The following is a 24,737-nucleotide window of genomic DNA, read 5'->3' as shown; positions in this document are numbered from 1 at the left end:
CAGCCATTACATGCCGCCTTGACCGCCCATTCCCCCGCCGCCTCCGCCCATCCCACCTTGGCCACCTTGGCCCGCTGCGCCAGCCGCGCCGCCTTGGCCCGCTGCGCCGCCTTGACCAGCCGCGCCACCTTCGCCGCCTTGTCCGCCTATGCCGCCGGCACCGGTCGTGGGGGGGACGCCGTACACGGGGATGGCCTCGGGCTCGCAGCCGGCGGCCGTCAAGACGGCGCTGAGGCCCAGGGCGAGGGCGGTTGCGCTTCGAGGCATGCGGCTGTCTTCACGGCGCAGCGACGCGCCGCAGTGAGGGCAGGTGGATTCGCTGGATTTCGCGTGACATTCGCAAGCAGGACAAGCAATCAGTTTCGGAGCCATGAGGGCAGCTTCGCCGAAGTGCGGCGAGCCTGTCAAGAAAAGAAAAATGTGGCGACATCGCGCCGTCGTCCGTTTATGGTAGGCAGATGCATGAGCCCGAAGAACGTCCCGTGACCAGACCTCGCGCACGCCGAGCCGAGGATGGCGCTGCGGCAAAGCCGCTCTACGCGGTTTGGGAGCTGACGATGAAATGCGACCAGCCGTGCCAGCATTGCGGGTCGCGTGCGGGGCGTGCGCGGCCCGAGGAGCTTTCGACGGAGGAAATTCTAAAGGTGGCCGAAGGGCTTTCGCGGCTTGGTTGTCGGGAAATTGCGTTGATTGGGGGCGAAGCGTATTTGCGCGAGGACATCCTGACGATCGTGCGATTTTTGGCGGATAAGGGCATCCGCGTGAGCATGCAGACGGGCGGGCGAGCGATGACGCGCGAGCGAGCGCGCGGGCTATGCGAGGCGGGGTTGTGGTCGATTGGGGTATCGGTCGACGGAACGGCCGACGTGCATGATGTATTGCGGGGCAACCGAGGGAGCCATGCGGCGGCCATGCGAGCGCTCGAAGCGGCGGCTTCCGTGGGGCTCGTGGTTACGGCGAATTCGCAGGTCAATCGATTGAATCGGCATCTTCTACCGGAAATGGCGCGCGAGCTGCGGGAGCGGGGCGTGATTGCGTGGCAAGTGCAGATCACGGTGCCCATGGGGCGCGCGGCGGACCACCCGGAATGGATCCTCGAGCCGTGGGAAATCGTTCCCGTGATTGACTCGCTGGCGGCCATTCAGCGGCAGGCACTTTCGGAACATCGCGGCTCGGGCCCGGTCTTCGACGTGATTGCAGCGAACAACGTCGGATATTTTGGCCCGCATGAAATGTTATTGCGTTCGCATCCGTCCGGTGCCGAGGCCCATTGGGCGGGTTGTCGAGCGGGCATCAATACGATAGGAATCGAATCGGACGGCACCGTGAAGGCGTGTCCTTCGTTGCCGACGGCGCCGTACGTGGGAGGCAACGTGCGAAGCGAATCGCTCGCCGACATTTGGCGCGATGGCGAGGCGATGCGTTTTACGCGCGAATGGTCCGCGGACGAGCTTTGGGGCTTTTGCAAGACGTGTTATTATGCGGAGAATTGCCACGGCGGCTGTTCGTGGACGGCGCATTGCACGCTCGGGCGCCGAGGGAACAATCCATTTTGTTATCATCGCGTCAAGACCCTCGAACGGCGCGGCATTCGCGAAAAGCTCGTGCAGCGCGAGCGAGCGCCGAACGAGCCGTACGACTTTGGGCTTTTTGAGATTGTGGAAGAGTCGCTCGTCGACGCGAATGCCGAAGGCATGACCGCGCCGGCCCCAGGGGCACGCGTACGATTGCCCATTGTGGGTTGATGGTCGCGCAGGCGCTGCGTCTACGCCTGCACCGAGCGGGCGTGGGCGTGCTGCCGTGGGTGCGGGCTGCTATCGCCTTCGTGCATCCATTCTAAAACCCTTCCAACTACGTGGCATTCTACACAGTTCGGCGCAATGATACGGTCGAACACCTCGCGTTTGTCTTTCCATCGTGCTAGCGTTGCCGGGTCAGGGTCGAGCCATGAAAATCCCGTACGCCAACTGCGACTTCGCCGACATCCGCAAACGAGGCTATTTCTATGTGGACAAGACACCATTCTTGCCGCACCTCGAGGCCACGAGCGGGAACCACGTCATCTTCTTGCGTCCACGGCGGTTTGGCAAGACGACCCTGATCAGCACGCTGGAGAACTATTACGACATCAACTTGGCCGATCGTTTCGACGAAATTTTTGATGGGTTGTGGATCCACGAGAACCCGACGCCCAACAGAAACAAGTACCTGGTGTTGACGCTGGACTTTTCGCCGGTCGACACGACGGGAACCATCGAAAAGATTTGTACGAGCTTTGCGGTGCAGGTCAGGGCGGCCGTCGACGGCTTTGCTGCGCGGTACGCCAAGCTCGTCCCCGGGTTGTCCGAATTGGACGGGGTGATGTGGTCGGACACGGAAGACATGGCCGCGCTCATGACGCAGTTGCTCAAGACGCTCGAGCGAGCAGGGAAGCATCTCTATTTGCTGATCGACGAATACGATCATTTTGGCAATCGGCTCCTCGCGGACGGGCGCGACGACGTCTACCAGGAATTGGTCAAATCGACGGGATTCGTGCGCAGTTTTTATGCAAGCCTGAAAGCGTTCACGCGTACGAGCACCATTGCGCGCACGTTCATCACGGGCGTGTCGCCGATCATGCTGGACGACCTGTCGAGTGGTTTCAACATCATCTCGCACATTTCGCAACGCAAAGAATTCAATGCTTTGGCCGGCTTCACGCGAACCGACGTGGAAAATGCCCTCGACACGCTCCTCGCAGATAAACCCCACTTGGCGCTCGACCCGCACGTTGGAGATCGTCAGGTCCTCCTGACGACGCTGGAACGGCATTACGATGGCTATCGCTTTTCGCCTCGGGCCGCAGAAAGGCTTTACAATTCGACGCTCGTGCTCTACTTCTTGGCGCAGCTCGCTTCGGAAGAAGTGTACCCGAACAACATGCTCGATTTGAACGTCCGTACCGATTACGGGCGCCTTTATCAGATCGCCAAATCGACCAGCGAGAAAGAGACCGATACACGGACGCTGCTCGAAGAAATTCTGACGAACGAATCCGTTCGTGCACGGCTGGTCGAACAGTTCGGGACGAGGTTGAATTTGGGTCGCGAACAAGTCGCGTCGCTCTTTTATTACATGGGTATGCTGACCTTCGCCGAAGATGCCCCGCCGACGGGAGAAGCAAGGCTCGTCATTCCAAATCGAGTGATGCGTGAGCTGCAATGGGAATACATGTCATTCGCCCTGATGGATCACGACCACATTCGCATCAGCGTGGACGACATGCTGGCAGCGATGCGCGTCATGGCGGACAAGGGTGAAATTCAACGCTTGCTCGATGTTTTCCAAGAGCATGTGCTGAAAAAGCTGGGTCTGCGCGAAACGATGACGTTCAACGAGCAAACGATGAAATTGATGTTGTTTGCTTATATGTCGTTGAGTCGCACGTTTCGATTGAAAACCGAAGTCGAAATGGGGCAAGGATATTGCGATTTGTTGCTCGGTGTGCCGGACGCTCGGTCCTCGAACAAATACTCATGGATCATCGAAGCGAAATACGTGCAGGCGAAAGCGACGAAAGCTGCGATTGAAAAGGCCATCGAGCAAGGATATGCGCAAATCGACAAGTATGCAGCGGACCGGGATGTCGTCGAGTCGCTCACGCTGGGCCGAGAGCTGAAAGCGGGCGTTTTGGTATTCGTCGGGTTGAAGGACGTGTTTTTCAGGCCATGGCCGCGGCCGGCAAAGAAGGCGGCTGCGAAAAAGGCGGCGGCGAAAAAGGCGCAGCGGAAATAGCGTTGAGGTGCGCGGTCGTCACGCCGTGCGTATCCCCACGTTGACGTGAAACCCCACGTGTTGCCCATTGTGGGTTGAGCTGCATCGAGGCCAGTACTCCTGTTGCACTTCGGCTTGATGCCGAGTCGCGCCTCACCCCCTAACCCGGCTGGGGGGGTGAGGTGCGCTCACGCGTAGGATCTTTGTCCAATCTTCCGATTTTTCCTTGCCATGTGTACAAGCTTTGTATATACTTGGGGCATGATCCGAACAGCAGCACCTTTCTCCCTCGTTCTGGCGTTGATTCCATGTGTGTCGGCTTGCGATCGCACGGGGAACCCGGACATTCCCGACACGATCGCGGGGCGGTGCATCTACACGAACAGCTTCTCGGCTGCCGAGGAGTGCCGCGAATTTCGCGGTGATGGGTGGACCGACGATGCGGCGAGCAGCAACTGCAAGGAGTGGGAAGCTACATTCGAGGCGGGGGCAGCATGCGAATACACGTCGGTGCTTGGCGCCTGCATTCTCACGGAAACGAGCGACCGGGTGGTCCGGGTGGTGATCCCCGGTAGCGATCCTGGCAAATGCGGCAGCAGTGAACGCGGCTGCGAGCTTTTTGGAGGCGGCATCTTCGTTCCGGCCGAGGTTTGTGGTGGTGCGGCGGCGGACGTCGAAGAGACCGGGCCATTCTTTACGCCAGCGGCGCTCGAATGCCGCGATCCCTTGCCCGGTGAGCCTGCGGGCGCCGGTGATGATGGCAAGGTTTGCACATGGTCCATGATCAGCGGCTGTACCGAGCCGGGCCGGCATTTTGCCGATTATGGCTCCTGCGAGGCGGTACGTACGCAGCGCCCCTATCACCCCGCGCCGCCGGCGCCTCCGCCGGAAAAGCCGGATACTCGATTGCAGGATCCCAGCTATGTCGCCGAGCTTGGATGGGTCAAGGAGCAGGTCGAGGCGTCTGCGTGTGTTTGTTGTCATCAGGACAGCATCACGCCCAAGGGGGCATCGGTATGGGACATCGACGCGAAGGACAATTGGATATCGACGTTTTCGACGTACGGCTTGGCCTTTGCCGGTGGATTTTTGGATTCTTCGCTGCTCGGCGCATACCCTCCCCATGAAAACAATGGCTTCGACCGCTCGAAGACGGGCATTCCGACCACCGATCCGGAGCGCATGCGGAAGTTTTTCGAAAATGAATTGGCTCATCGCGGCTCGACGCCGGATGCATGGGCGAAGTTCGATCCGGTACCGCAGCCGTTTTACGCAATGGACCAATACGAGCCCACTGCTTGCGCGGAGGGAGAAAAGATCGCCCCTGACTACACGATGACTTGGACAGGCGGCGGCGCGCGCTACGTGTATGTCCTCGAGCCTGGCACTCGGAATCCCGGCGTCCCGCCGAATTTGGATTTGCCGACGGGAACCATTTGGCGGCTCGACGTACCGCCCGATGGCAAGTCGGTGCGGTCGGGTCAGCTTCGATATGGTGAGCTCCCTGCGGGCACGAGCCAGGCATTTCCGTTGGATGGTGCGCCCGCGCCGCTCGAGACGGGCAAGACGTACTACCTGTATGTTTTAGCGGACATTGCGCAGCCCATCACGCGCTGCACGTTCGAGTACGGCAAGTAGCCCACGTTCGAGCGGTGGTCACGCGCGTGCGAGCTGCCGCTCGATGGGGGGGCAAAGGGCTCCTGTACGAGCGGATTGGCGGATTCTCGCGAGCAATCAGGTGCCGGAGCCGGATTGTTCGACGTCTTCCCCGTCGTCGTCTCCGCCGCTGGCTGTTTTTCGAGTGGTCACGCGGAAGAATTGTTTGGGCCAATCACGCGGAAGGCCTTTTTCGCGAGCGCGAGCCGACAAGGCATCGTAAAGCCCGTCGCGTTCGCGCGTGAGGTCTTCGGCCAATTGCTCGCGCGCGATGCGTGCGGCGCCGCGAACCATGGCCGCGCTCGTGGTTTGATCGATGGATGCAGCCGCCGCATTGGACCACGTGGTCAGAGGTGTGCGGTGTTTGTCGAGCGTGGCATCGTTGACGTCGGGACCGAGCCAGCTTTTGACTTTTTGCACTTGCTTGTCGAAGCGTATTTTGATGAATCGGCTGACCGCGACGGAGAAGAATTGGGTCCAGCGCGGCGATTCGCGATTCTTGCCGACGGCCAAGTAGAGGTCGTCGCCGAACGCGGTGCAAGCGCGGTCGAAATGGAAATTGGAGACGACGCGCGCGGCGGTGGCATCGGTTTCCGCAATGCGAGCCTGGCGATCTTTTGCACGAGCTGCATCGATGAGCCCGAGCCAATCGTCCGTCATGGGCAACAGATCGGCAGCATTGGGATCAGCCTTTATCGTGGCTCGCGTGAAAAACACTTCGTCTTCGTCATCGTCGAGTGGCATGTCGGCCGTGATTTTGCGAATTGCGGACATGGTGGGTGCCTCGTTGTCAAGGGTTGGACGCAGCGTAACAAGGGATGAGGACGCTGGCCAAGAAAATCGCAGGTCGACAAGCTGCGTGGCATGAGATGCTCGCAGCGTTTCTTCGCGCCGGTTGCGTGCCGCATATTGCGTTTTCCCTTGCCGCTCAGTTGGTCGACCCGCGATTCTGCAATTCATGCAAACAATGACGAGACGTCGCGCAGCCATGCTGGGCGTGTTGGTATTGGGCTTCGTTGGGGTAGGGATGGCGGGTGCGTGCGCGCCGAGCGAGCCGGGGTCGGTTGGTCCGGGCGTGGATCCACCGGAACCGCTAGGCGAATCTGCGTTGGCGGTCAAGGGGACGTTCCCGCCGAACGAGCGCGCGTCTCTCGGTTCGAGCCCGCCAATTCCACGTGAGCCGCTCGAATGCTCGGACATGTTTATCCAGCAGTGCAAGCGTTACCGCATCCAGCTCCTGGGAGATACCATGAACCCGGCGTTACGCGCCAAGTACAAGGCGGCGTTTGGCTCGGCTTGCTATGTGTCCGTGAGCAATACGTTCGACTGCTTCTACAAGGATCCGCTGAAAGCATGTGAAGATGGCGTGTTGGTCCCAGACGTCTTCGGTGCGGCGGAGTACGACAAGACCTACAACTGCCAGCAAGTCAAGGGCACGAAGGATTGGTGGCGCCAAGTCGGTCCGGATCCCGCAATCAAGATCGACATCACGTATCAGGACGCGCCCCTGGAAACGTCGCTCATCGATGTCGATGGCGTTCCGACGGCGATCAACGGCCCGTACCGCAACTTGCCCGAGCCGTCCAAGGTTTTACCGGGGAAAGAGTTCCGCTGCTACAGAATCGACGGGGTCGTGCAGAGGGAGCGAATCCTCGAAATCAACAAAAAAGCGCACGGTGGCAAGATTCACTCCGATTTCGCGGGCTTCACGTGGCCTTGTAACGAAAAGGACAAGCCAATTTGCACCGAGGAAACCGAGCTCATAGACGGGTCTCCAGATCTCGCAAAGGCTGTGCAGGTGCACCACGAGGTGCGTGCGGCGGACCTGCGCGGTTGCCGTTGGGGCACGAACTCAAATACAAACGCGGTGGTCATCTCGCGGAAGCTCAACAGGTTTTTCTGGTACAAGTACCCGTCGAAGGAGGAGGTGGATTGGGTCAACAAGCTTGCGCCGTACACGCCGTGACGTGGCGGGTGCACGTTGGTCGCGCCCGTTGACGCCGAGACCAACGCGGTCTAGGCGACGTTGATGCTCGAATGGACCATCCCGGGCTTCAAACACCCACTCGTCTTCGACCGAGACGCCATCGTGCGCGCCGCGCTGCGTGCCTATGTCGAATGCTTCTTCGCGCGAATCCCGAGTTGCCTGGGGTCGCCAGTCGTCGACTTGCCTTTTTGGACAGGCGACCTCGAGCGGGGCGCCCTCCGCAACGACGACGGAGAGGGGGGCTATGAGGTGGTGGCGTGGACCGAGGCGGGCGTCGTGGGCCTCGCCCTCGAGGCCTGGCAAGGTCCGATCGAGCAGCTTGGCCTGTCGGTCAATGCGGTGACCGGTGGCCCGGACGACGTGCGCGTGGCCGTGCCGGAGCTCCCCGAGGAGCTGGAGCCTGCATTCGTGATGGCCGTCGGCATGCTCGACGTGGGGCCGGATCATGGGGAGAAATTGGCGGGCATCGGCTTCTGGCTCTACGGCGATCGCGCGGGCGGCACGCTCTTCCACCTCGACGAGCTGATGCCGCCGGTTTGGGGCGTCACCAAGCTGGCCGCGTGGGGCTTGCTCTGGGACGGCCGCCTGCCGCGTGCGTGTGGTGACGAAATCCACTTCCACTCCGACGAGCCGGCAGCCGCGCCGATCCACGCGATCATTGACTCGGTGGTCGATCGGAGGCTGAAAGGCCCCACGGAGCTCACGCCGGACGAGCTCGCGACGCTCCTCGTCCGCGAGCCCGCCCCGAAGCGATTGCTCGCCGTCCAGCGCAGGCTTCAGGAGGTGGGCATCACTTGGCCCGGGTCGCCGGAGATTCCCGAGTAGCCGAGGTAACGGGCAAACCCATTATTGTTTCTCAATAAGCTTCGCGAGCCCGGGCCCGACGAATTGCCAGACAGTGACGAGGCTTGAGTTCGGTCCGCGCCCATTGTCGAAGAGCTCCCCAGGCCCCGACGAGCCATCGCGCGTTTGGCAGCGTGGAGTGACGCAACGAACGGCCGCCGACGCTCGTGCACCTGTTGCGCAAGTCGAGAGGCGTAATCCCGTGAAGCGATCGCTGTGAAGTGGAGCGACTTCATTGCGAGGACTGTCCGCTGCTATCCGCGGTGGGTGACGGAGAGGCGCCGTTGGCCAGGATCTCCGTGCGACGAGCGATCATCTGCTCGAGCGTGGAGGTGACCTTGCTGATATCCGCGGATGACTCAACGGTGCCGTCGGCGATACGCGCGGCAATGATGTCGAGACATTCTTGCAGAATATCAACCCCAGCGCGCGTATAGCCTACCGGCATTGCGATGGGAAACGATGTGGTCATGGCAAGCCAAGTATCGTTTAGGCCCATATCGAGGTATTCCACAGCCAATTCGAGCGTACCGCGCAACTGAGCCGTTTTTTGGTCCAAAAGGTGATTGGAATGCTTAAACCGTTTCATCCCTGCGTCCGCTTCCAGCACCAGCAGCATCAACAGCAACGGGACGACATGTTCTGAGGGTGGAACGACTTGGTGGTAGATTGAAATGACGTCGCCAATCGGCAGAGCGCGCTTTTTGAAATTCAATTGAAGCTGGCGATAAAGGGGCACGATCCACCGCGAGGTGGGTTCCGATGGCGAGAGGATCCCTTGCGAGGGTAGTGGCGCTTCGCAAAGAAGCTGCTGCCACTCTCGAATGCTTTGCGGGTCGGGTGCGCACACGAACCAAAACATGTAATGAACACGCCCTTGCGCCTGGCGTACCTGGTCCCATACGAAATGGCCCGCCTCGTGCCAATCACCTGCAACGATCACCGCATCCCGGCCGCGTAAACTGTGCAATGGTAGCTTCGGCATTTCGACTTGCCAATCTCGTCTGCCCGCAGTCCAAGTCCACGAGCTCGTTTCTAACAAGTACTTCTCGATGCTACTCGATTGGGACCTCTCGACGAAGGCATCGATCAAGCGGCCCTTCAAATTGGGCGAAAGCCGATCACCTTGATCATCCACCAAGCTCATTGCCAACAGGAGGTTTTCCCAATCGGCGTTCTTCATGCATGTCTGGATGAAATCTTCCACCTCGCCTGCGGGTGCGAGGCCGGCCCAGAAAAACAGGACCGCCATCCAGCGATCTTCGTGCCGATGCTTGTAAAGCATCATGCGGTCAATGCGGCATTCCGCGCTGTCGCGTTCGTTCGCTTCCACGATGGTTTCAGCGACGAGAAACTCACCAATGCTTTTGTGCGCGAAGTTGTACACCCCTGGTCCAATCAGCAGTCCACTGCGTTCACGCAATTCGTCGAGGACGATGGCCGCGTCTGCTGGAATGCGGAAGTCCTCGAGGGCCTTGTTTGTCGTTATTTGAGCCGGCTCTTCTTCAAGTTGATCTTGGCTGTCGAGATGCATTCTCAAGGCGAGCCGCCGGAGAATTCGTCGCTTCTGCTCCGTGGCGAGCTTGAAGCGATCAACCTCGACTTCGCGACGGGTGTCCCAACCACCCAGCATTCCATCGACATAACGCGCGTAGAGTTTGGCCCGTCCGCTCGGCAACTGACCGTCGTGATGATGAACGACCAGCAGCGTCGACAGCAGTAGAGGATTGCCGGTCAACGGTTTCAAGGTCGGGTCTTGCTGCCACGTAGTTGCGAGCGCTTGCGCATCGACGGTGCGCTCGGCATCGGCGAGTTTTGGGGCATGGGTGTACCAGGCCTGGATATAATCGACGATTCGTTTGATATCGAATTCGTTGACGTCGAAGCGCTCCCACTGCGACCTAAAGCTATCAATATGATTCGACGTGAGCGGTCGCGACGTCACGATCATGGGGCAGCGTCCCACTGCGTCGCTCAGCCCGTGGATCCATTGTTGGAGATCGTCACGTCGGTCGAGCGGCAATTCATCAAAGCCATCGAGTAAAAAGACGACCCGCCCCGCATTCACCCAGCCTCGTATGCGATTGGTGTCCAGTTCTTCCGCCAGGTTCGGTCCTGCTTCTTCCCGCAGCAGATCCATGTACGAAGGCAATCTTCCCTTGGCGAGTCGACGCAATTCGATCCGAAGGGCCGCACCGTGCCACTTTTCACCCAACGCTCGGGCTTGTAGCCATTTCGTCCATGTGGACTTTCCCGAACCAGGTGGTCCAACCAGCACCGCTCGTCGATAGTTGCGCAGAAAATAAGCAAGCGCTTCGGTTTCGTTTGCCAAACGTAGGACGGTTGGGCCGTCTTCTTTCGAGCCTTTTTGCGGCTGTACGACAGACGTTAGCTCGGGATGAACGAACATTTGCGCCAATTTTCCAACCAGTGGTTGCTCCGCGCGTAGGCCCGCCAGGTCCACTTGCATGCGCACACGCAGCTCCTGCGCCTGGCGTAGTCGTCGCAGGACATCATCGGAATCTTTGGCCGCGGCCTTGTTCTGGGCATCGAACTCTTCGAAAAATCTCCGCAACTGGAGGGCTATTTCATCAAGCCGCCGATAATCTTCACGCCACTTCTCACGCTTCCATTCCCCAACGACAAGGGGAATCTCGCAAAGCAAGCTCCCAATCTGAGGGCCCAAGCGCTCATAGATGCCGTCCAAACGTTCGTCCCGGATCTCCTCGGGGTAACTTCGGCCAGCATAGAACTGTTGGAACAGCTTGGCGCCATCGAGCGACGCCTGGAACAACTTCGCCGGCTCCTGGAGCAGCTCACGCATTTCCCGGACGCACGTTTCGACGAGCAATTGTTGCCGCCTTTCATCCAACCCTTCGTGCTGGAAGAATGGCAATAACGGTTCCACGACCTGGGCGACGGCATTTTGGATCTGATTGTTGATCCGCAACCGGACGAAATAGCTTTCGCTCGTGTACTCGACCCGCGCCTTGACGGCCTCGAGCACCAACTCGAACACCCAACCCATGATCGCTTCGTCAGCGGCGAATGCCATCGTACCCTCGTTTTTCGGAGCGCATGCTACTCCCGCGCGGCTGTCTTGAAAAGCGATTTCACAAAGGTGCTGAACGATGTATACTTGAAAACAGCATGAGCAGAGGAAAAATCATCGGCAGGCCTCGTTTCATCATTGTTGGCGCACTTGATATTTCCCCGGCATCCGTGGCGTTCTTACCCAATCTAGCAACCCCACGTCCACATTCCTTCCTGCTGTCCGCACGCCTGGAAATCCCCTCTCTGCGCGTCCCGGAACCGTTTGCAAAGCTTGCGCGCGGCAATCTGTTGTAATGCGGTATGCTTTTCCACGCGTACAAACGGCATTCTGACTGTCCCGCTGGCGCTTTCCACGCTTCCAAGTGGTTCTCGGACGTGCAGCGAGGCGTTTGCAACGCGCGAGAAATCGTCTCCTGCACGTCCAACAGACGTTTGCAACGCTTCCAAGTGGTTCCCGGACATGCAGACAGCCGTTTGCAAGCGTTGCAAACGGCTCCCGTACGAACAGAGTCGCCCATTCCTTGGTGCAACTTGGCGCAGGATTGATCGCGGCTCGACCGAGCCACCCAAATTGGCTCGTACGATCCAATCAAAACCGCCAATCTGTGACGTCGATTGCGTCTTCGCTTCGTATCCTCGCCAATCATCCTCATTCCGTATTGGCACCGTCGTTGCTATACAGGCGGATGCACACCATCAAGGAGTTTGCATCATGCTTCATCGAGCGACTTTCATCGCGGCGAGTCTGTTGGGAGCGGGGCTTTTTTTGGCTGCGTGCGGGAGCGATCCGCAAACGCAAGGAACGACGGGCGGATCTGCCGCGCCGCGCTACGGGGCAGCCTGCCCGGCAGTGCGGGGCGGGTAGCGCGGGTGCTGGCGGTGGTGGAGCGGGATCGAATGTGGGCAATCCTTTGGCCGATCCTCCTGGCCCCAAAGATCCGAACGAAGCCGTCAAGGCGGCGATCATCATTGGTAGCTGCGTGCCGGACGACGGCATCGCTCGCCATTTGAACCGCATGTACACCACGCGAAGCTTCCAACGCCGGAGAGCACTGGAACCTCACGGAAGCTGGCCATGGGCGGCGCGGCGGCCGGAAAATGCTCGTGAAGGTCGATATGGATTTGTCCGTGTGCTCGCCTGCGTGCAATGGCGATACGTGGACCGTGTGCGACGACGGTATGCATTTCACGATCGATTGCGCGCAATCGGGCTGGACGTGTTCCACAGCGAAATCACCGGGAATGCCACCCCCACGGCCCCCCCCGTGCAACAATGACACCCCCACGAAGGTCGGCGAGTCGATGGTCCCACTGCAGATTGGGGTTGGTTTGCGGCACGAATTCATTTGGCGCCGCGCGGAGCAGGTCCCCATGCACTCCGCGCAACACCGGCGACCACGGGTATTCGACGACAGCATCCCTGGCACGCTCGGACGTGTGAACGATGCCGAACACGAGCTCGATTGTGGCCTGCTCGCGGATGGATTTACCTGCCAAACCGTCAATGGTACCAGCTTTTGCGGACTGGCGAGCGAATGTTACGACCTGAAGCCTGCGTGCGAAGGGGACAGCGTCGTATTGTGCAATGCGGGTCGCATCGATAAAATCGATTGCAAGAGCCTTGGGTTTACCGGCTGTAACGCCATGTGGGGCACGTGCAGCCCCAGCATTTACGACGAATTCGGCCCTTGAGCAAGGAACGACGACACGGTCCAAAGCGCGCCGGCCACAGCATGCACATCAAGGCACCGTGCACTTCAAGTCGTACAAGATAGGGCCTTTCATCCCGAGCCACGTCGGGTAAAACTCGAACGTGAGGTGCTCGAAATCCTCGCTGACGACAATTTCCCGCAGCGTCCCCGTCGTCACGGAACCGCCCGTATCGTCGAATGAAATGCGGATCGACGCAACGCCGGTTCCATCATCGAGCATGTCGTCGACCTCGTACGTTTTCTGCGGAACGTCGTTGTTGCTCCCATAATAGAATGCAGTGCAATCCTCCCAAAGGCATTCAGCTTTGTAATGCCCGTCCGCGGCAAAGTGGATGTCGACGGGGTATTCATCGTATTGGCCCCACATTGCAGGCGGATTCGCCATTCCACGATAATGTCCGGCAAATCCGTACACGAGACGATCGAACGGATCGAGGTCGTCCGTTCCATCGATTGCCGGGCGGTCGCATGGTGGCGGGGTGAGATCCACCGGCGGATGCGGCGGATTGCCGTCAGGATCCAGCGTACCCTCGACGACGACCACCGGCCCGCAGCCGCCGGCGCAGAGGGCGACGAGCGCAAGGACAAGGGCACGCGGCAACGACGAAAAAGCTAGGTTACGCATGGTGTTCGAAGCTCCATCGGGGATTGTACCACAACGTGCTTTCGATGGTGGGTGAGCGTCGAAAATTGTTCGCGCCGTCGAAATCGGCTTAGCGAGGTGGAGGCACGAACCCTGCACGGATGAAATTGTCGAAGTACCAGTCGAGCAAGCGGCTGTCGACGATTGGGCAGTGTAGCGAGGACATTTTCAACGCTGCCGTGAGTGACGTGCAGTCATATTCGACGTTGAGGAATGGTTTTGCTCGACGGATCCACGGGATGAGCGGTTCGAGGGCGTTTTCTCGGCCCTGTCTTTCAATTCGTGCCAACCACTCGTCATGAGAGGTCGTGGTGAGTTTGTAACCGCGGTGCCGCATGTGGTCGACGATTTGCGAAAAATGCGTCGATTCGATGTTCGCAAGGTGGAAGATGTGGTTTGGGTGTTCGGTGCGTGTCGAGATGTGTACGATTGCATCTGCGACGAAATCCACAGGTACGAGGTTGGCACGCCAATCGATATCCGGTACGCACTCGGCCTGGATACAGCCTTTCAAGATTCTACACATGGCATCGTCGAGGTTCCAAGTTCCCGTCGCGGTACTTCCCGAAATGACGGCTGGGCGATGCACGATTGCATGAAGCCCCTCGTTCATTGCCGCGAGCACGATATTTTCCGCGGCGCGTTTCGTTTGGGTGTAACCGCAAGAGATGAGCTCGGGACCATCGGTCGGTGCTGCGACTTCTGCCAAGCGGCCGTTGATTCGAGGGTGTTGCTGGGGTAACACACCAACGGTTGAGATATGGCAAAATCGAGCACGACGCGATTGCAAAGCCAACTTGATGGCTTGTGCGGTCCCGTGCACGTTCGTCGGCGCGAGCTGGTCGTACGACATGACGAAATCCAGCATGGCCCCATTGTTGTAAACGATTCCCACTTCTTCGCCGATTGCATGAAAATGCGGTTCGTCGAGCCCGAGCCGTTGTTTGGCCATGTCTCCGAGAAGAGGTACGACGTGACTCCAATCGATTTCCGTATCGCCGCAGTAATGACGCATTGCTGCGCGTAGTCTGCGCATTGCCATTTCCTCGGTGTCGGCGCGCACCAAGCAATATACTTTGGGCGCACCGGCAAGAATCAGGGTACGAAGTAAGTGCACGCCGAGAAAGCCGGTGGCGCCGGTGAGCAGCGCTGGCGTTTGCACCATGCGCTCGCCCGGTGAGCGCCTTTCTCTGATTGTCGCTGCGGGACGCGAATGCTCAGCGATGGGTTGGTTCAACGTTGCGCTCAAATGTTCGGTCAACTGTGAGACCGATGGGTGAGCGAGCATCATGGCGGCCGAAAGCCTATGTTCCAGAATGGCTTCGAGACGGTTACGCAGTTCGAGGCTCATGAGGGAATCCATGCCCATTGAGCCAAACGGTGCGGTTTTGTCGATTTCCAGCGGATTCAGGCGCAATATGCGAGCGACTTCGGTCAACACGATCTCTTCGAGCGTGTTGTTATCCGTGGAAGCTGGATGCACTTGCGCTGCGGCGTGGGTCGTGGGCGACTCGAACCAATGGCGCTGTCGTTGCCATTGATAGGTGGGCAGGATCGAGACGCATGAGCCCGAGGGATACAGGTGATTCCAGTCGACCTGGCGTCCGGACACATAATCGTGGGCTTTTTGCACGAGGTCACCATGACCGGCGCCAAGCACTCGCTCCGCCGATTCCGTCGCTTGCGCGAATGTTCGAAGCAGTTGGGCGAGTGTTTCCTTGGACGAACCGAGAATTGCAGCCCGATGCTCGAAGTGATTTCGGCGTACGCTCGCGGTGTAGACGATATCGTCGAGCGACGCATTGGAAGTTGCAAGGAATTGTGCATAGGCGTGTGCGAGCGCAATCAGCGCGGCGGGGGTTTTCGCCGAGAGGGGCAGCAGGTAGCCGTGCAAGTCCGATGAGCTTGCGTGCACAGGCGCGCGCATTGGCGGCTCTTCCAGCAGCACGTGCACGTTCGTTCCGCTGATGCCGAACGAGCTCACGCCGGCCCGCCGCAATTTGCCCGGTTGTCGCACCCACGGTATTGCGCGGGTTGGAATGACGAACGGCGTGCCTTCGAGGTCGATTCGTGGATTGAGCGTCTTGAAGTGCAGATTTGGTGGAATGGCTTCATGCTCGAGGCTCAGGATTGCTTTGATGAGCCCTGCTACACCGGCTGCGGCTTCCAAGTGTCCAATGTTCGTTTTTACGGCGCCGAGGACGCATGGTGAGCCATCGGGGCGTGGCTTGCCGAGCACTTCGCGCAGAGCCTCGAATTCAATGGGATCACCGAGCGAAGTGCCAGTTCCATGCGTTTCGACATACCCGATCTCATTGGGAGACACACCCGTGTCTTCGAGTACTTGGCGTAGCATTGCTTGCTGCGACAGCACATTGGGAGCCGTAAGGCCCGTGGAGCGACCGTCTTGATTCATGACGGAGCCGCGAATGACGGCGAGGATGGAATCTCCGTCGCGTTCGGCGTCTGCCAAGCGCTTCAACAATAGAATACCGCAGCCTTCGCCTCGTACGAAACCATTCGCTGCGGCGTCGAAGGTCCTGCAACGGCCGTCGGGTGAAAGTGCTTGTGTCTCCGCGGCGATACGCATCGTGACGGGATCGAGCAAGAGGTTGACACCGCCCGCAATGGCAACGTCACATTCCCCATTGCGCAAGCTCTGCAGCGCCATGTGCACCGCGGCGAGCGACGAGGAGCAAGCAGTGTCGACCGTCATGCATGGACCGTTGAAGCCGAACGTGTACGAGATGCGCCCAGCGGCCGTATTGAACATGTTTCCGGTCGCCGTATACGCGTCGATATGATCCGCCTTGCGTAGGAGATGCATGTAGTCACTGCTGCACATTCCCACGAAAATGCCGGTGCGGGTATTGGCGAGACGATCGGTGGTTTGGCCACCTCGTTCCAATGCTTCGTACGTGACTTCGAGGAGGAATCGTTGCTGGGGGTCGAGCTGAGCTGCTTCGCGCGGAGATATGCCAAAAAATGCGGAATCGAATTCGTCGACGGCGTCGAGCAAGCCTGCCCATCGGGTAGCGGATTGACCGCCTGAAATTGCATCCGCGGGCCATCTTTGTGCGGGAATACGCACGATACCATTCGCGCCGTCGTGCAGCGCGCGCCAAAATGCATGGGGATCATTGCTTCCGGCAGGGAATCGGCATGCCATGCCGATGACCGCAATGCCCCTCGAGCTCGCGTGGTTGCGCGTGTCGTGCTGATTGTCGACTGTCACATCGGAAGCCGTCTTGCTCGGGACGAACGTTTCCGCATCGGGGACGACGCGTGGAAGGAGATGAGCTCCGAGTGCGGCAATGGTCGTGTGCGTGAACAGGATCGTGGCCGAGAGACGTATGCCCAAACTTTTTTCCAACCGATTGCGCAATTCGAGGCTCATGAGCGAGTCGATGCCGAGCGTTTGAAATGGCGCATTTCGATCGATTCGTGATGCATCGCATCGCAAAATCGCTGCAGTTTGCTCGACGATGTGCTGCTCGAGCAATGCCAGGCGATCGCTCGACGTCACAGTTTGCAACTGATCCAGGAGCTGGTGACGAGTCCCATTGGCGTCGTGGTGGGCGGCGCTTCGCAGGATTTCCGAAAAATAGGGCAGCCCCGCCGCGGACGGGTAAAATTCCACCCATTGACGTGGATTCAAACGCACGATTCCCACATTGATTTTGGGATTGCCCAGGAGTCGTCGCAACACCTGAAAACCCTCGACGGGCGACATGCTTCCCGTACCTCGCGAAGCAAGCCGTTGCCCGCGGTTGCGCTGGGCCGCTGCCAGTCCCACGTCCGAAAAGGCTCCCCACTGAATGCTCATTGCGACCAGGCCGCGGCGCGCGCGTTCTTGCGCCAACGCATCGAGAAAGGCATTGGCTGCGCAATAGTTGCCTTGCCCTGGAGATCCCATCAATGATGCGACGGACGAATACAGAACGAAGAAGTCGAGGTTTTGGCTTTGTGTCCGCGTGTGCAGGTTCCATGCGCCGATCGCCTTGGGTGCGAACACGCGCTGAAAGTTGCCTTCGGACAAATCGGCGGACGTGTGATCATCGAGGACAGCGGCGGCGTGTATCACGCCCGCGAGAGGCGCCATTTCGTGCTCAATCAGGCGGAAGACCCGGTCGACATCGCCCGGAAGCGACACATCGCCGCACATGCAGCGCACGATAGCCGAGCTTTTCTCCATGCCGCTGATTGCTTTCCGAGCTTCCTCGGACGGCGCGCGGCGATTCATCAAGACGATGCTCCGCGCCCCCTCGTCGACGAGTTGGCGCGCCACCGAAAGGCCAAGACCGCCAAGTCCACCCGTAATCAGGTAGGTCCGGTCCTTGCGAATCGGTGACGATTTTTCGGAATGGTCTGCGACGATACGAGCGCTGCTGTCCCTCATCGCCAACGCGATCTTGCCAATGTGTTTGGCTTGGGCCATGAACTGGAAGGCCTCCTCGGCTTGCGAAATGGGGAATACTCGCACGGGCAGCGGGGTGAGCGTATCGGCCTCGAACAGTCGCAACAATTCTGCCAATCGCCTTCCCAGCATTTCTGCTCGTTCGGTGAGCATTGGAAGCAAATTCAAGTGCGAATACGATAGGTTTCGTGCAAATGGCCGCAAACCGAGCTGCGCATTTTCGTAGATATCGCGCTTGCCAATTTCGACGAACCGACCGTACTCTCTCAAGAGCCCCAAGCTCGCTTCGATGAATTCGCCGGCCAGCGAATTGAGCACGACATCGACGCCATTCCCGCCGGTGGCCCGTTTCACGCCGTCTACAAAGTCGAGTGACCGCGAATCGAATACGTGTGATACGCCCAGCGAACGCAGGTATGCGCGTTTCTCGTCACTACCTGCGGTGGCGAAAACTTTGGCGCCGACATGCTGAGCCCATTGAATGGCAGCGAGACCAACTCCGCCCGCGCCCGCATGAATGAGTATTCGTTCCCCGGGCTGCAATCTGGCGATATGATCGAGCGCGTAATGGGCAGTCAAGAACACGATCGGTATCGTGGACGCTTGGTCCCACGTGAGCTTTTCAGGTTTGCGCTTGACGAGCTCGCACCGAGCAACGGCGAAGGTGCCGAAGGTATGCGATCCAATGGCAATGACTGCGTCATTAGGCTCGAATTCGGATACATCGGTGCCGGTTGCGACGACCCGGCCGGCACATTCATTTCCGAGATGTGGACCCGCGCCGGTTGAATCCTCGATGCCCGGCGGGAGTCCACCGACTGCCGATAATACGTCGCGGAAATTCAACCCACTTTGCTCGACCTCGATCACGACTTCTCGCGGACCAGGCACCGGGCGCTGCATTTTGTAAAGCGCAAGGTTACGCAGTTGACCGGGCGTTCGGATCTGTAAGGTGAAGGGCTGATTGCGCGATGGGACGAGCGATGGTGCGCGAGAATCGTTCGCTTTGCCAAACTCCGCTTCGACCATGCGCGCGGCGAAGCGTCCACCATTTCGTAGCGCAATCTGATCCTCACGATCGCTCGCGCAAATCTCCCGGAGAAGCCGCGCGATTTCGGTGTCGGAGGGCAATGGGCTCAAATCGATGCGCTTGCATTCTAGCTCGGGAAGCTCGAGCGCAAGGGTTTTACCTAGCCCCAAAATCGGTGATTGTGCAACCGAAACGGGATCGGTCGGTTGTACCGCACGAGCGCCACGCGTGATGAGCGACAAGCGCGGATTGTCACGAAAACCATACCGAACGATGGCATTGGCGAGGAGAGTGGCACTCACAGCGCCGCGCGCGAGATCAGCATGGAGGCTTTGGAGCGTCGTATCGTCACTACTTTCTGCGTCGAGGCTATAGAGGTGCACGCAGCCGTGACACGCGTCATCGCTGCCGAAAATGTCTTGGAGAAGAGTTTTGTAATCGTCAGCATGGACGATATTCATTTCGTAAACGTCATGGTCGATCCTTGTAAAGGATGTGCCCGGACGAACGATGATGCACCGCTGGTCGCGGCGAAGAAGCTCCGTTGCGAGCGCTACGCCAATGCCAGTGCGATCCGAGAAGATGAGCCACACTCCGGCGGGGCGTAAACGTACTTCCGGCAAACCCTCCAATGGACGAAAGGCAACGTCATACACGCAATTGGCCAGAGCATCGTGGGATTGCGTTGCCGGGGTATCGAGGCAACGCAGGCGCAGGTCGGCAATCTCCATGAGGACGGATCCGCGTTGGTCCATCACCGAAAGGTTGAACCCATGTTCGCCTTCGCCGTGCATTGAATTCGAGCTCGGCCTTGCCAGCACCCATGCCTCGGCCGTGGGCGTGCGGTGTAATGCCAACCGGTCGAATCCCACGGGAACATAGGTTTTCTTTGCGCTCTGCGGAGGCAACAGATGCACGGATATCTGTAAGGCCGCGTCGAGCCATGCCGGATGAGCTCGATAATCGTCGGCATGCAAATCGTCGGGCAGACGCAAGCGACCGAGCACTTCGTCGTCGCCAAACCACACTTCGGCAACGCCTTGAAATGCCGGCCCATAATCGAGGTTCATGTCACGCAGCCGTCGGTAATGCTCGGCCGCCGAGATGGACGCGCTCATGCGCTGCCGAAGTGACGCCGGCGATTCATTATTCAATGACATCTGCTTTTGCATGCGCGTTTTGCCGGACGCGTGTTTCGTCCATCGTTTCGAGTTACCGACGCGGCTCGATATGATGAACGAGCCGGCATCGACGCCCTGTTCGCTCCAAAAAAGCTGGAGGTGCCGTGCGTCGGTTTCATTCAATGGAAGCGGGTTTTCAAATGCGACGTGCTCCAGCAGGATCGCTTCGCCACTCGAAATGTGAGCAGTTGCAGCCACCGCTGCCTCGATGAAGCCCGCTCCTGGAAAGATGACCGCATCATCGACACGATGGTCGGCCAGATACGGCAATGCTTCGGTGCTGATCTCTCGTTCCCACACGTATTCGTGCGGTCGTGACGCCAGCGTGATGGCCGCACCCAGGATCGGGTGCGCGTGCTCTTTCGATGCGACCTTTTGTGAAGATTGTCGCTTGGGCGACGGCGCGAGGTCGAGCCAATGACGTTCACGTTGCCATGGATACGAGGTGAGATCTACGACGCGCCCACCATTGGGGTACAGCCGTTCGAAGTTCACTGGATAGCCTGCGACGTAGAGCCGCCCCAAGGATTCGAGCATGCACACGCGTTCGTCGAGCCCGCGACGGAGCGATGCGAGCGTCGAGCCTTCCGTCTGTTTGTCGCGGAGATTCTCTTCCACGGAGGGCATCAAAATGGGATGTGGGCTCATTTCGAGGAACGTCGTGTATCCATCGGAGATGAGCTTTTGGATGACGTGCGAAAACAACACGGGGCGCCGCAGGTTGTCCGACCAATACGATGCGACGAGCTCCGGTCCGTGCAACGCGTGGTCCGTTACCGTTGATATCATTGGGATTTCGATTCGCCGAGGAGCCACCGTTTGTAGCGCTTCGACCAAATCGTTCTGCAGTGGGTCCATCTGCGGGCTATGGGATGCGACGTCAACCTTCACCCGGCGGCAATAGACGCCTTGTTTTTCGAGCGCGGCGAGCACTTGGTCGAGCGCATTGGGATCTCCGGCAATGACCGTGGCCCGCGGACCATTACTCACTGCGACGCTCAATCGAGCGCCGTATTCGGCAAGCGCACGTTCGGCGTCGGCCATCGTAAGCTCCACGAGCGCCATTGCGCCGAGTCCGCTCACTCGGCGCAGCAGGCGGCTGCGGCGGCAAATGATCGCCGTCGCGTCGTCGAGTGAAAGTGCTCCAGCAACGTGAGCGGCTGCTACTTCACCCATGCTGTGACCCACGACGGCGGCAGGCTCCACCCCCCACGAACGCCATAGCGCCGCAAGCGCAACTGAAATCGCAAACAGGACGGGTTGAACGACGTCGATTTCTGCGAGACGAGACGTGGATTCGTCGGCTTGCAGCTCAGTCACGACGGAAATGCCGGATTCTTTCTGGATTGCGGCGTCACATGCTTCGATTGCTTCGCGGAATGTAGGCTCTTCAGTCAAAAGGCTTCGCCCCATTCCAATCCATTGCGAACCTTGGCCCGGGAATACGAAAACCACCTGCATGGGCTGGTTCGACGTGCGCCCTGTAGCCAAGTTGGGCATTGGTTTTCCGCTCGAGTATGCACGTAGAGCGCTCACCATTTCGTCCTTGTTGCGACCGACGAACGCCAATCGATGCTCGAAATGGCTTCGTCGTGCGCTCATGGTGAACAACGTATCGTGCAGTGCGCAGCTCGACCTATCGAAATGGTCCGCATATGCGCTTGCGAGCGCCATCAAGGACGCTGGTGTTTTTGCCGATAGCGGCACCAGCGCCGGTCGGTCTGCCGCGGAGCGCCGTTGCACGCCGATCGTATTCAATTGAGCGAGGGAATCGAGCATCGTTCGTCGATTGTTTTCGCCTCGCACCATGGACGCCAAAACGTTGCCGTGTACATTCGATCGGCGTAAGTTGGCCTCAATCGAGCTTCGAGTGATCGGATGCGGACCGACGTCCAGGAACGTTCGATGCCCCCGCGCAATCAGCGTATCGACGGCGAGCGAGAATCGTGCCGGATCGGCGAAGTTGCGAACCCAGTGTGCGGCATCGAGCGACGTACCAGGTACCTCTTCACCGGTTACTTCCGATATTAATGGAATTCTCGAATTGCGGGGTCGAATGTCACGTAGCTCCATTTCGAGATCGCCACGAAGAACGTCAACGAGCGGGCAATGGGGTGCCACGTCGATGCTCACGTGTCGGGTCGTGACGTTCTTTCGTTGTAGATGTTCGCGCAATTCATCGAGCGCGTCGGGTTCGCCCGCAAGCACCGTGGTGACCGCGCTGTCCCATATCGCAGGAAACACACGCCCTTCGAATCCGGCAATGGCCTCCGGGGCTCGTTCCCAGGGCAACTCGACGAGCAACATGCGCCCGCGGCCTGCCAAACGCGCAATCGTCTTCCCATATGCGCAGATGACGCGCATCGTGTCCGCAAGGTCGAGCGCTCCGGATACGTATGCTGCGGCGATTTCACCTGTACTATGTCCCACGACGGCTGTGCAGCGCACCCCAAGAGATTGCCAAAGCGATGCCATTGCAATGTCGAGGGTGATGATTGCAGGAAGGCTGACGTCGATCCGGTGCATTCGTGAACGCTGTGGACTGGCCACGAGCTCGTCGAGCAAGGAAAATCCCATCAATCGATTCACGTGCTCGTCGCATCGTTCGACGATGGTGCGAAACAATGGTTCGGATTGCAGCAGATTTTGCGCCATTCCTTGCCATTGCGCTCCCTGGCCGGGAAATACGAAAACGACACCTGGCGAATGCTCGGCCCCATGAGAATGCGCATGGAGTGTCATGTGGGGCGTTCCGTCAATCGAACTCGAGCTTGGTAATGGATCGGGCCATTCTTCCAGTACGACATGTGCATTGGTGCCACCCAGCCCGAAGGAACTGACTCCCGCTACGAGACGTCGATCAGGCAAGGGGAATTCCCTGAGCGACGTAGGCACATCGAGCCGCAGCGCGTCAAGCGGAATGTGGGCATTCGCTGTCTCGAAATGCAGATTGGGCGCGATTTGCCGATGCTTCAGCGAAAGAATCACCTTGATGAGCCCAACCGTTCCGGCAGCACCTTCCAAGTGCCCAATGTTTGTCTTGGCTGAACCCACGAGCAGCGGACGGCTGGCAGGACGCGCCGCTCCGAAGACCGCTCCCAGCGCTTTGGCTTCCATCGGATCGCCGAGCGGCGTTCCCGTTCCGTGGGCTTCCACGTATTGCACTTCATGCGGATGAATTCCGGCACGCTCGTAGGCTTCGCGCAGCAATGCTTCCTGGGCTTTGGGGTTTGGCGCAGTCAAACCATTGCTCGGGCCGTCGTTGTTCACGGCGCTGCCGCGGATGATCGCATGAATCCGGTCACCGTCGAGAATGGCATCCGAGAGCTTTTTGAGGACGACGACACCTCCTCCTTCCCCACGAACGTAGCCATCGGCGCGCGCGTCGAACATGCGGCATCGAGCTTGTGGCGAGAGCGCGCCGAGGCGTGCCACACCGAGCGCGCTTTCCGGCAAAACATTGAGATTCACCGCCGGTGCAAACGCCAAGTTGCATTCCCCCTTGCGCAGACTCTCACAAGCAAGATGCACGGCGACGAGGCCCGACGAGCAGGCCGCATCCACCGTAAAACTCGGGCCTTGCAGCCCGAAGAAATAAGAAACGCGATTCGCTATGATGCTCCGGTGGCTGCCGGTGACACCATGCTGATCCATCCCGGCTGCACCCGCCTGCAATTGCAACTGGGCATAGTCGGACCATATTGCTGCGGCAAAAACGCCCGTTTTGCTTTCTTTGATCGCATCGGGGCGGATGCCTGCATCCTCGAGCGCCTCCCAGCACAATTCGAGCGCCAAACGCTGCTGCGGATCCATCGCCCTTGCTTCGCGCGGCGAGATCTCGAAGAAAAAGGAATCGAATTCGTCAATTCGTTTCAACCACGCCCCGCGGCGAATCTTTCGTTGATCGTCGTCGGAAATGTCGAAGTGCGCCTTCCAGCGTTCTTCCGGCACATTGCTCACTGCATCGATGCCACTCGCAAGCATTTGCCAAAATGAAGCAGTATTCGGTGCTCCAGGAAAACGGCAAGCCATCCCGACGATGGCAATGGGTTCGTTACGCTCGCCCCGGGCTTGCTTTGCTTGCAGTTCGACTTCGGATGCCTCGCCCGATGAGCTTTTGGATAAGTGTCGTGCGAGCGCTTCGATGGTGGGATATTCCCAAAAGATAGTGGGAGATAAAGGGCGTCCAAGCTTCTGCGACAACGCGGCTGCCAACTTCGTGGCGCCCAGAGAATCGAGCCCATATCGATGAAATCGTTCGTGCGGATCTATTTCATGCGGAGCCATTTCGCGCATTTCCGCAATCGTTTTCGACAACCACACTCGAAGATTCACCAAGCCATCCATGTGCAATTCTTTTCGTAAAGATTCCATACGTTCATCGACCGCATGCACCGCGCGCAATGGCAGATATTCGCATTGGCGAGCGACATACTGCTGGCCGTGGACATCGAATGC

General features: G+C 59.0%; 12 protein-coding genes. 7 read left to right on the top strand and 5 right to left on the bottom strand.

Going from position 1 to position 24,737, the window contains the following annotated elements:
• Window positions 1-6: 6 nt before the first annotated feature.
• Entirely contained in the window at window positions 7-372 is a 366-nt protein-coding gene (locus IPM54_42170) for a hypothetical protein (GenBank protein ID MBK9266381.1), read from the bottom strand.
• Window positions 373-458: 86 nt separating this feature from the next.
• Here IPM54_42170 and IPM54_42165 point away from each other — a divergent pair, with 86 nt between their 5' ends.
• The 3 genes from IPM54_42165 to IPM54_42155 all read left to right on the top strand — a co-directional run bounded on the left by IPM54_42165 (window position 459) and on the right by IPM54_42155 (window position 5,394).
• Window positions 459-1,745 (top strand): radical SAM protein, encoded by a 1,287-nt coding sequence (locus tag IPM54_42165; protein MBK9266380.1) that lies wholly within the window; start codon window positions 459-461, stop codon window positions 1,743-1,745.
• A gap of 202 nt (window positions 1,746-1,947) precedes the next feature.
• Window positions 1,948-3,777: an AAA family ATPase gene (locus IPM54_42160; GenBank protein ID MBK9266379.1), complete on the top strand. Its 1,830-nt coding sequence runs from the start codon at window positions 1,948-1,950 to the stop codon at window positions 3,775-3,777.
• Between the two features lie 240 nt (window positions 3,778-4,017).
• Window positions 4,018-5,394, top strand: coding sequence for a hypothetical protein (locus IPM54_42155; protein MBK9266378.1), 1,377 nt, complete (start codon window positions 4,018-4,020; stop codon window positions 5,392-5,394).
• A 96-nt stretch (window positions 5,395-5,490) separates the two neighbouring features.
• Here the strand turns inward: IPM54_42155 and IPM54_42150 are convergent, their stop codons facing one another.
• Window positions 5,491-6,186 carry a hypothetical protein gene (locus IPM54_42150; GenBank protein ID MBK9266377.1) on the bottom strand — a complete coding sequence of 232 codons (696 nt, stop codon included), beginning with the start codon at window positions 6,184-6,186 and terminating at the stop codon, window positions 5,491-5,493.
• Window positions 6,187-6,379: 193 nt separating this feature from the next.
• Here IPM54_42150 and IPM54_42145 point away from each other — a divergent pair, with 193 nt between their 5' ends.
• The gene (locus tag IPM54_42145; protein MBK9266376.1) at window positions 6,380-7,378 is read left to right on the top strand and encodes a hypothetical protein; all 999 of its coding nucleotides are present in this window, start codon (window positions 6,380-6,382) and stop codon (window positions 7,376-7,378) included.
• 63 nt (window positions 7,379-7,441) lie between these two features.
• Complete coding sequence (locus IPM54_42140; protein ID MBK9266375.1) at window positions 7,442-8,224, top strand: hypothetical protein; 783 nt, start codon at window positions 7,442-7,444, stop codon at window positions 8,222-8,224.
• 250 nt (window positions 8,225-8,474) lie between these two features.
• Here IPM54_42140 and IPM54_42135 read toward each other — a convergent pair whose 3' ends face one another.
• Window positions 8,475-11,297, bottom strand: a complete 2,823-nt coding sequence (locus IPM54_42135) for an NACHT domain-containing protein (GenBank protein MBK9266374.1) — start codon at window positions 11,295-11,297, stop codon at window positions 8,475-8,477.
• A gap of 685 nt (window positions 11,298-11,982) precedes the next feature.
• Between IPM54_42135 and IPM54_42130 the strand changes: the two genes are divergently transcribed.
• A complete protein-coding gene (locus IPM54_42130; GenBank protein ID MBK9266373.1) occupies window positions 11,983-12,573 on the top strand; it encodes a hypothetical protein in 591 nt (196 codons plus the stop codon).
• Window positions 12,574-12,667: 94 nt separating this feature from the next.
• Window positions 12,668-12,988, top strand: coding sequence for a hypothetical protein (locus IPM54_42125; GenBank protein MBK9266372.1), 321 nt, complete (start codon window positions 12,668-12,670; stop codon window positions 12,986-12,988).
• A gap of 48 nt (window positions 12,989-13,036) precedes the next feature.
• On the opposite strand, the gene IPM54_42120 is transcribed toward IPM54_42125, so the two are convergent.
• Both IPM54_42120 and IPM54_42115 read right to left on the bottom strand, forming a co-directional pair.
• On the bottom strand, window positions 13,037-13,633 hold the full coding sequence (locus tag IPM54_42120; protein MBK9266371.1) for a hypothetical protein: 597 nt from the start codon (window positions 13,631-13,633) through the stop codon (window positions 13,037-13,039).
• A gap of 88 nt (window positions 13,634-13,721) precedes the next feature.
• A complete protein-coding gene (locus IPM54_42115) occupies window positions 13,722-24,653 on the bottom strand; it encodes a thioester reductase domain-containing protein (protein MBK9266370.1) in 10,932 nt (3,643 codons plus the stop codon).
• Window positions 24,654-24,737: the final 84 nt, after the last annotated feature.

The organism is Polyangiaceae bacterium (assembly GCA_016715885.1).
Lineage (GTDB): Bacteria > Myxococcota_A > Polyangia > Polyangiales > Polyangiaceae > Polyangium.
The sequence above is the reverse complement of the archived record's forward strand: the minus strand, read 5'-3'. Positions and strand labels throughout refer to the sequence as shown.

Coding starts and splice junctions, on each gene's coding strand:
- IPM54_42115 (MBK9266370.1), bottom strand. CDS start 24,653: ATGGAATCTTTACGAAAAGAATTGCACATGGATGGCTTGGTGAATCTT.
- IPM54_42170 (MBK9266381.1), bottom strand. CDS start 372: ATGGCTCCGAAACTGATTGCTTGTCCTGCTTGCGAATGTCACGCGAAA.
- IPM54_42160 (MBK9266379.1), top strand. CDS start 1,948: ATGAAAATCCCGTACGCCAACTGCGACTTCGCCGACATCCGCAAACGA.
- IPM54_42165 (MBK9266380.1), top strand. CDS start 459: ATGCATGAGCCCGAAGAACGTCCCGTGACCAGACCTCGCGCACGCCGA.
- IPM54_42145 (MBK9266376.1), top strand. CDS start 6,380: ATGACGAGACGTCGCGCAGCCATGCTGGGCGTGTTGGTATTGGGCTTC.
- IPM54_42150 (MBK9266377.1), bottom strand. CDS start 6,186: ATGTCCGCAATTCGCAAAATCACGGCCGACATGCCACTCGACGATGAC.
- IPM54_42125 (MBK9266372.1), top strand. CDS start 12,668: ATGCACTCCGCGCAACACCGGCGACCACGGGTATTCGACGACAGCATC.
- IPM54_42130 (MBK9266373.1), top strand. CDS start 11,983: ATGCACACCATCAAGGAGTTTGCATCATGCTTCATCGAGCGACTTTCA.
- IPM54_42140 (MBK9266375.1), top strand. CDS start 7,442: ATGCTCGAATGGACCATCCCGGGCTTCAAACACCCACTCGTCTTCGAC.
- IPM54_42155 (MBK9266378.1), top strand. CDS start 4,018: ATGATCCGAACAGCAGCACCTTTCTCCCTCGTTCTGGCGTTGATTCCA.
- IPM54_42135 (MBK9266374.1), bottom strand. CDS start 11,297: ATGGCATTCGCCGCTGACGAAGCGATCATGGGTTGGGTGTTCGAGTTG.
- IPM54_42120 (MBK9266371.1), bottom strand. CDS start 13,633: ATGCGTAACCTAGCTTTTTCGTCGTTGCCGCGTGCCCTTGTCCTTGCG.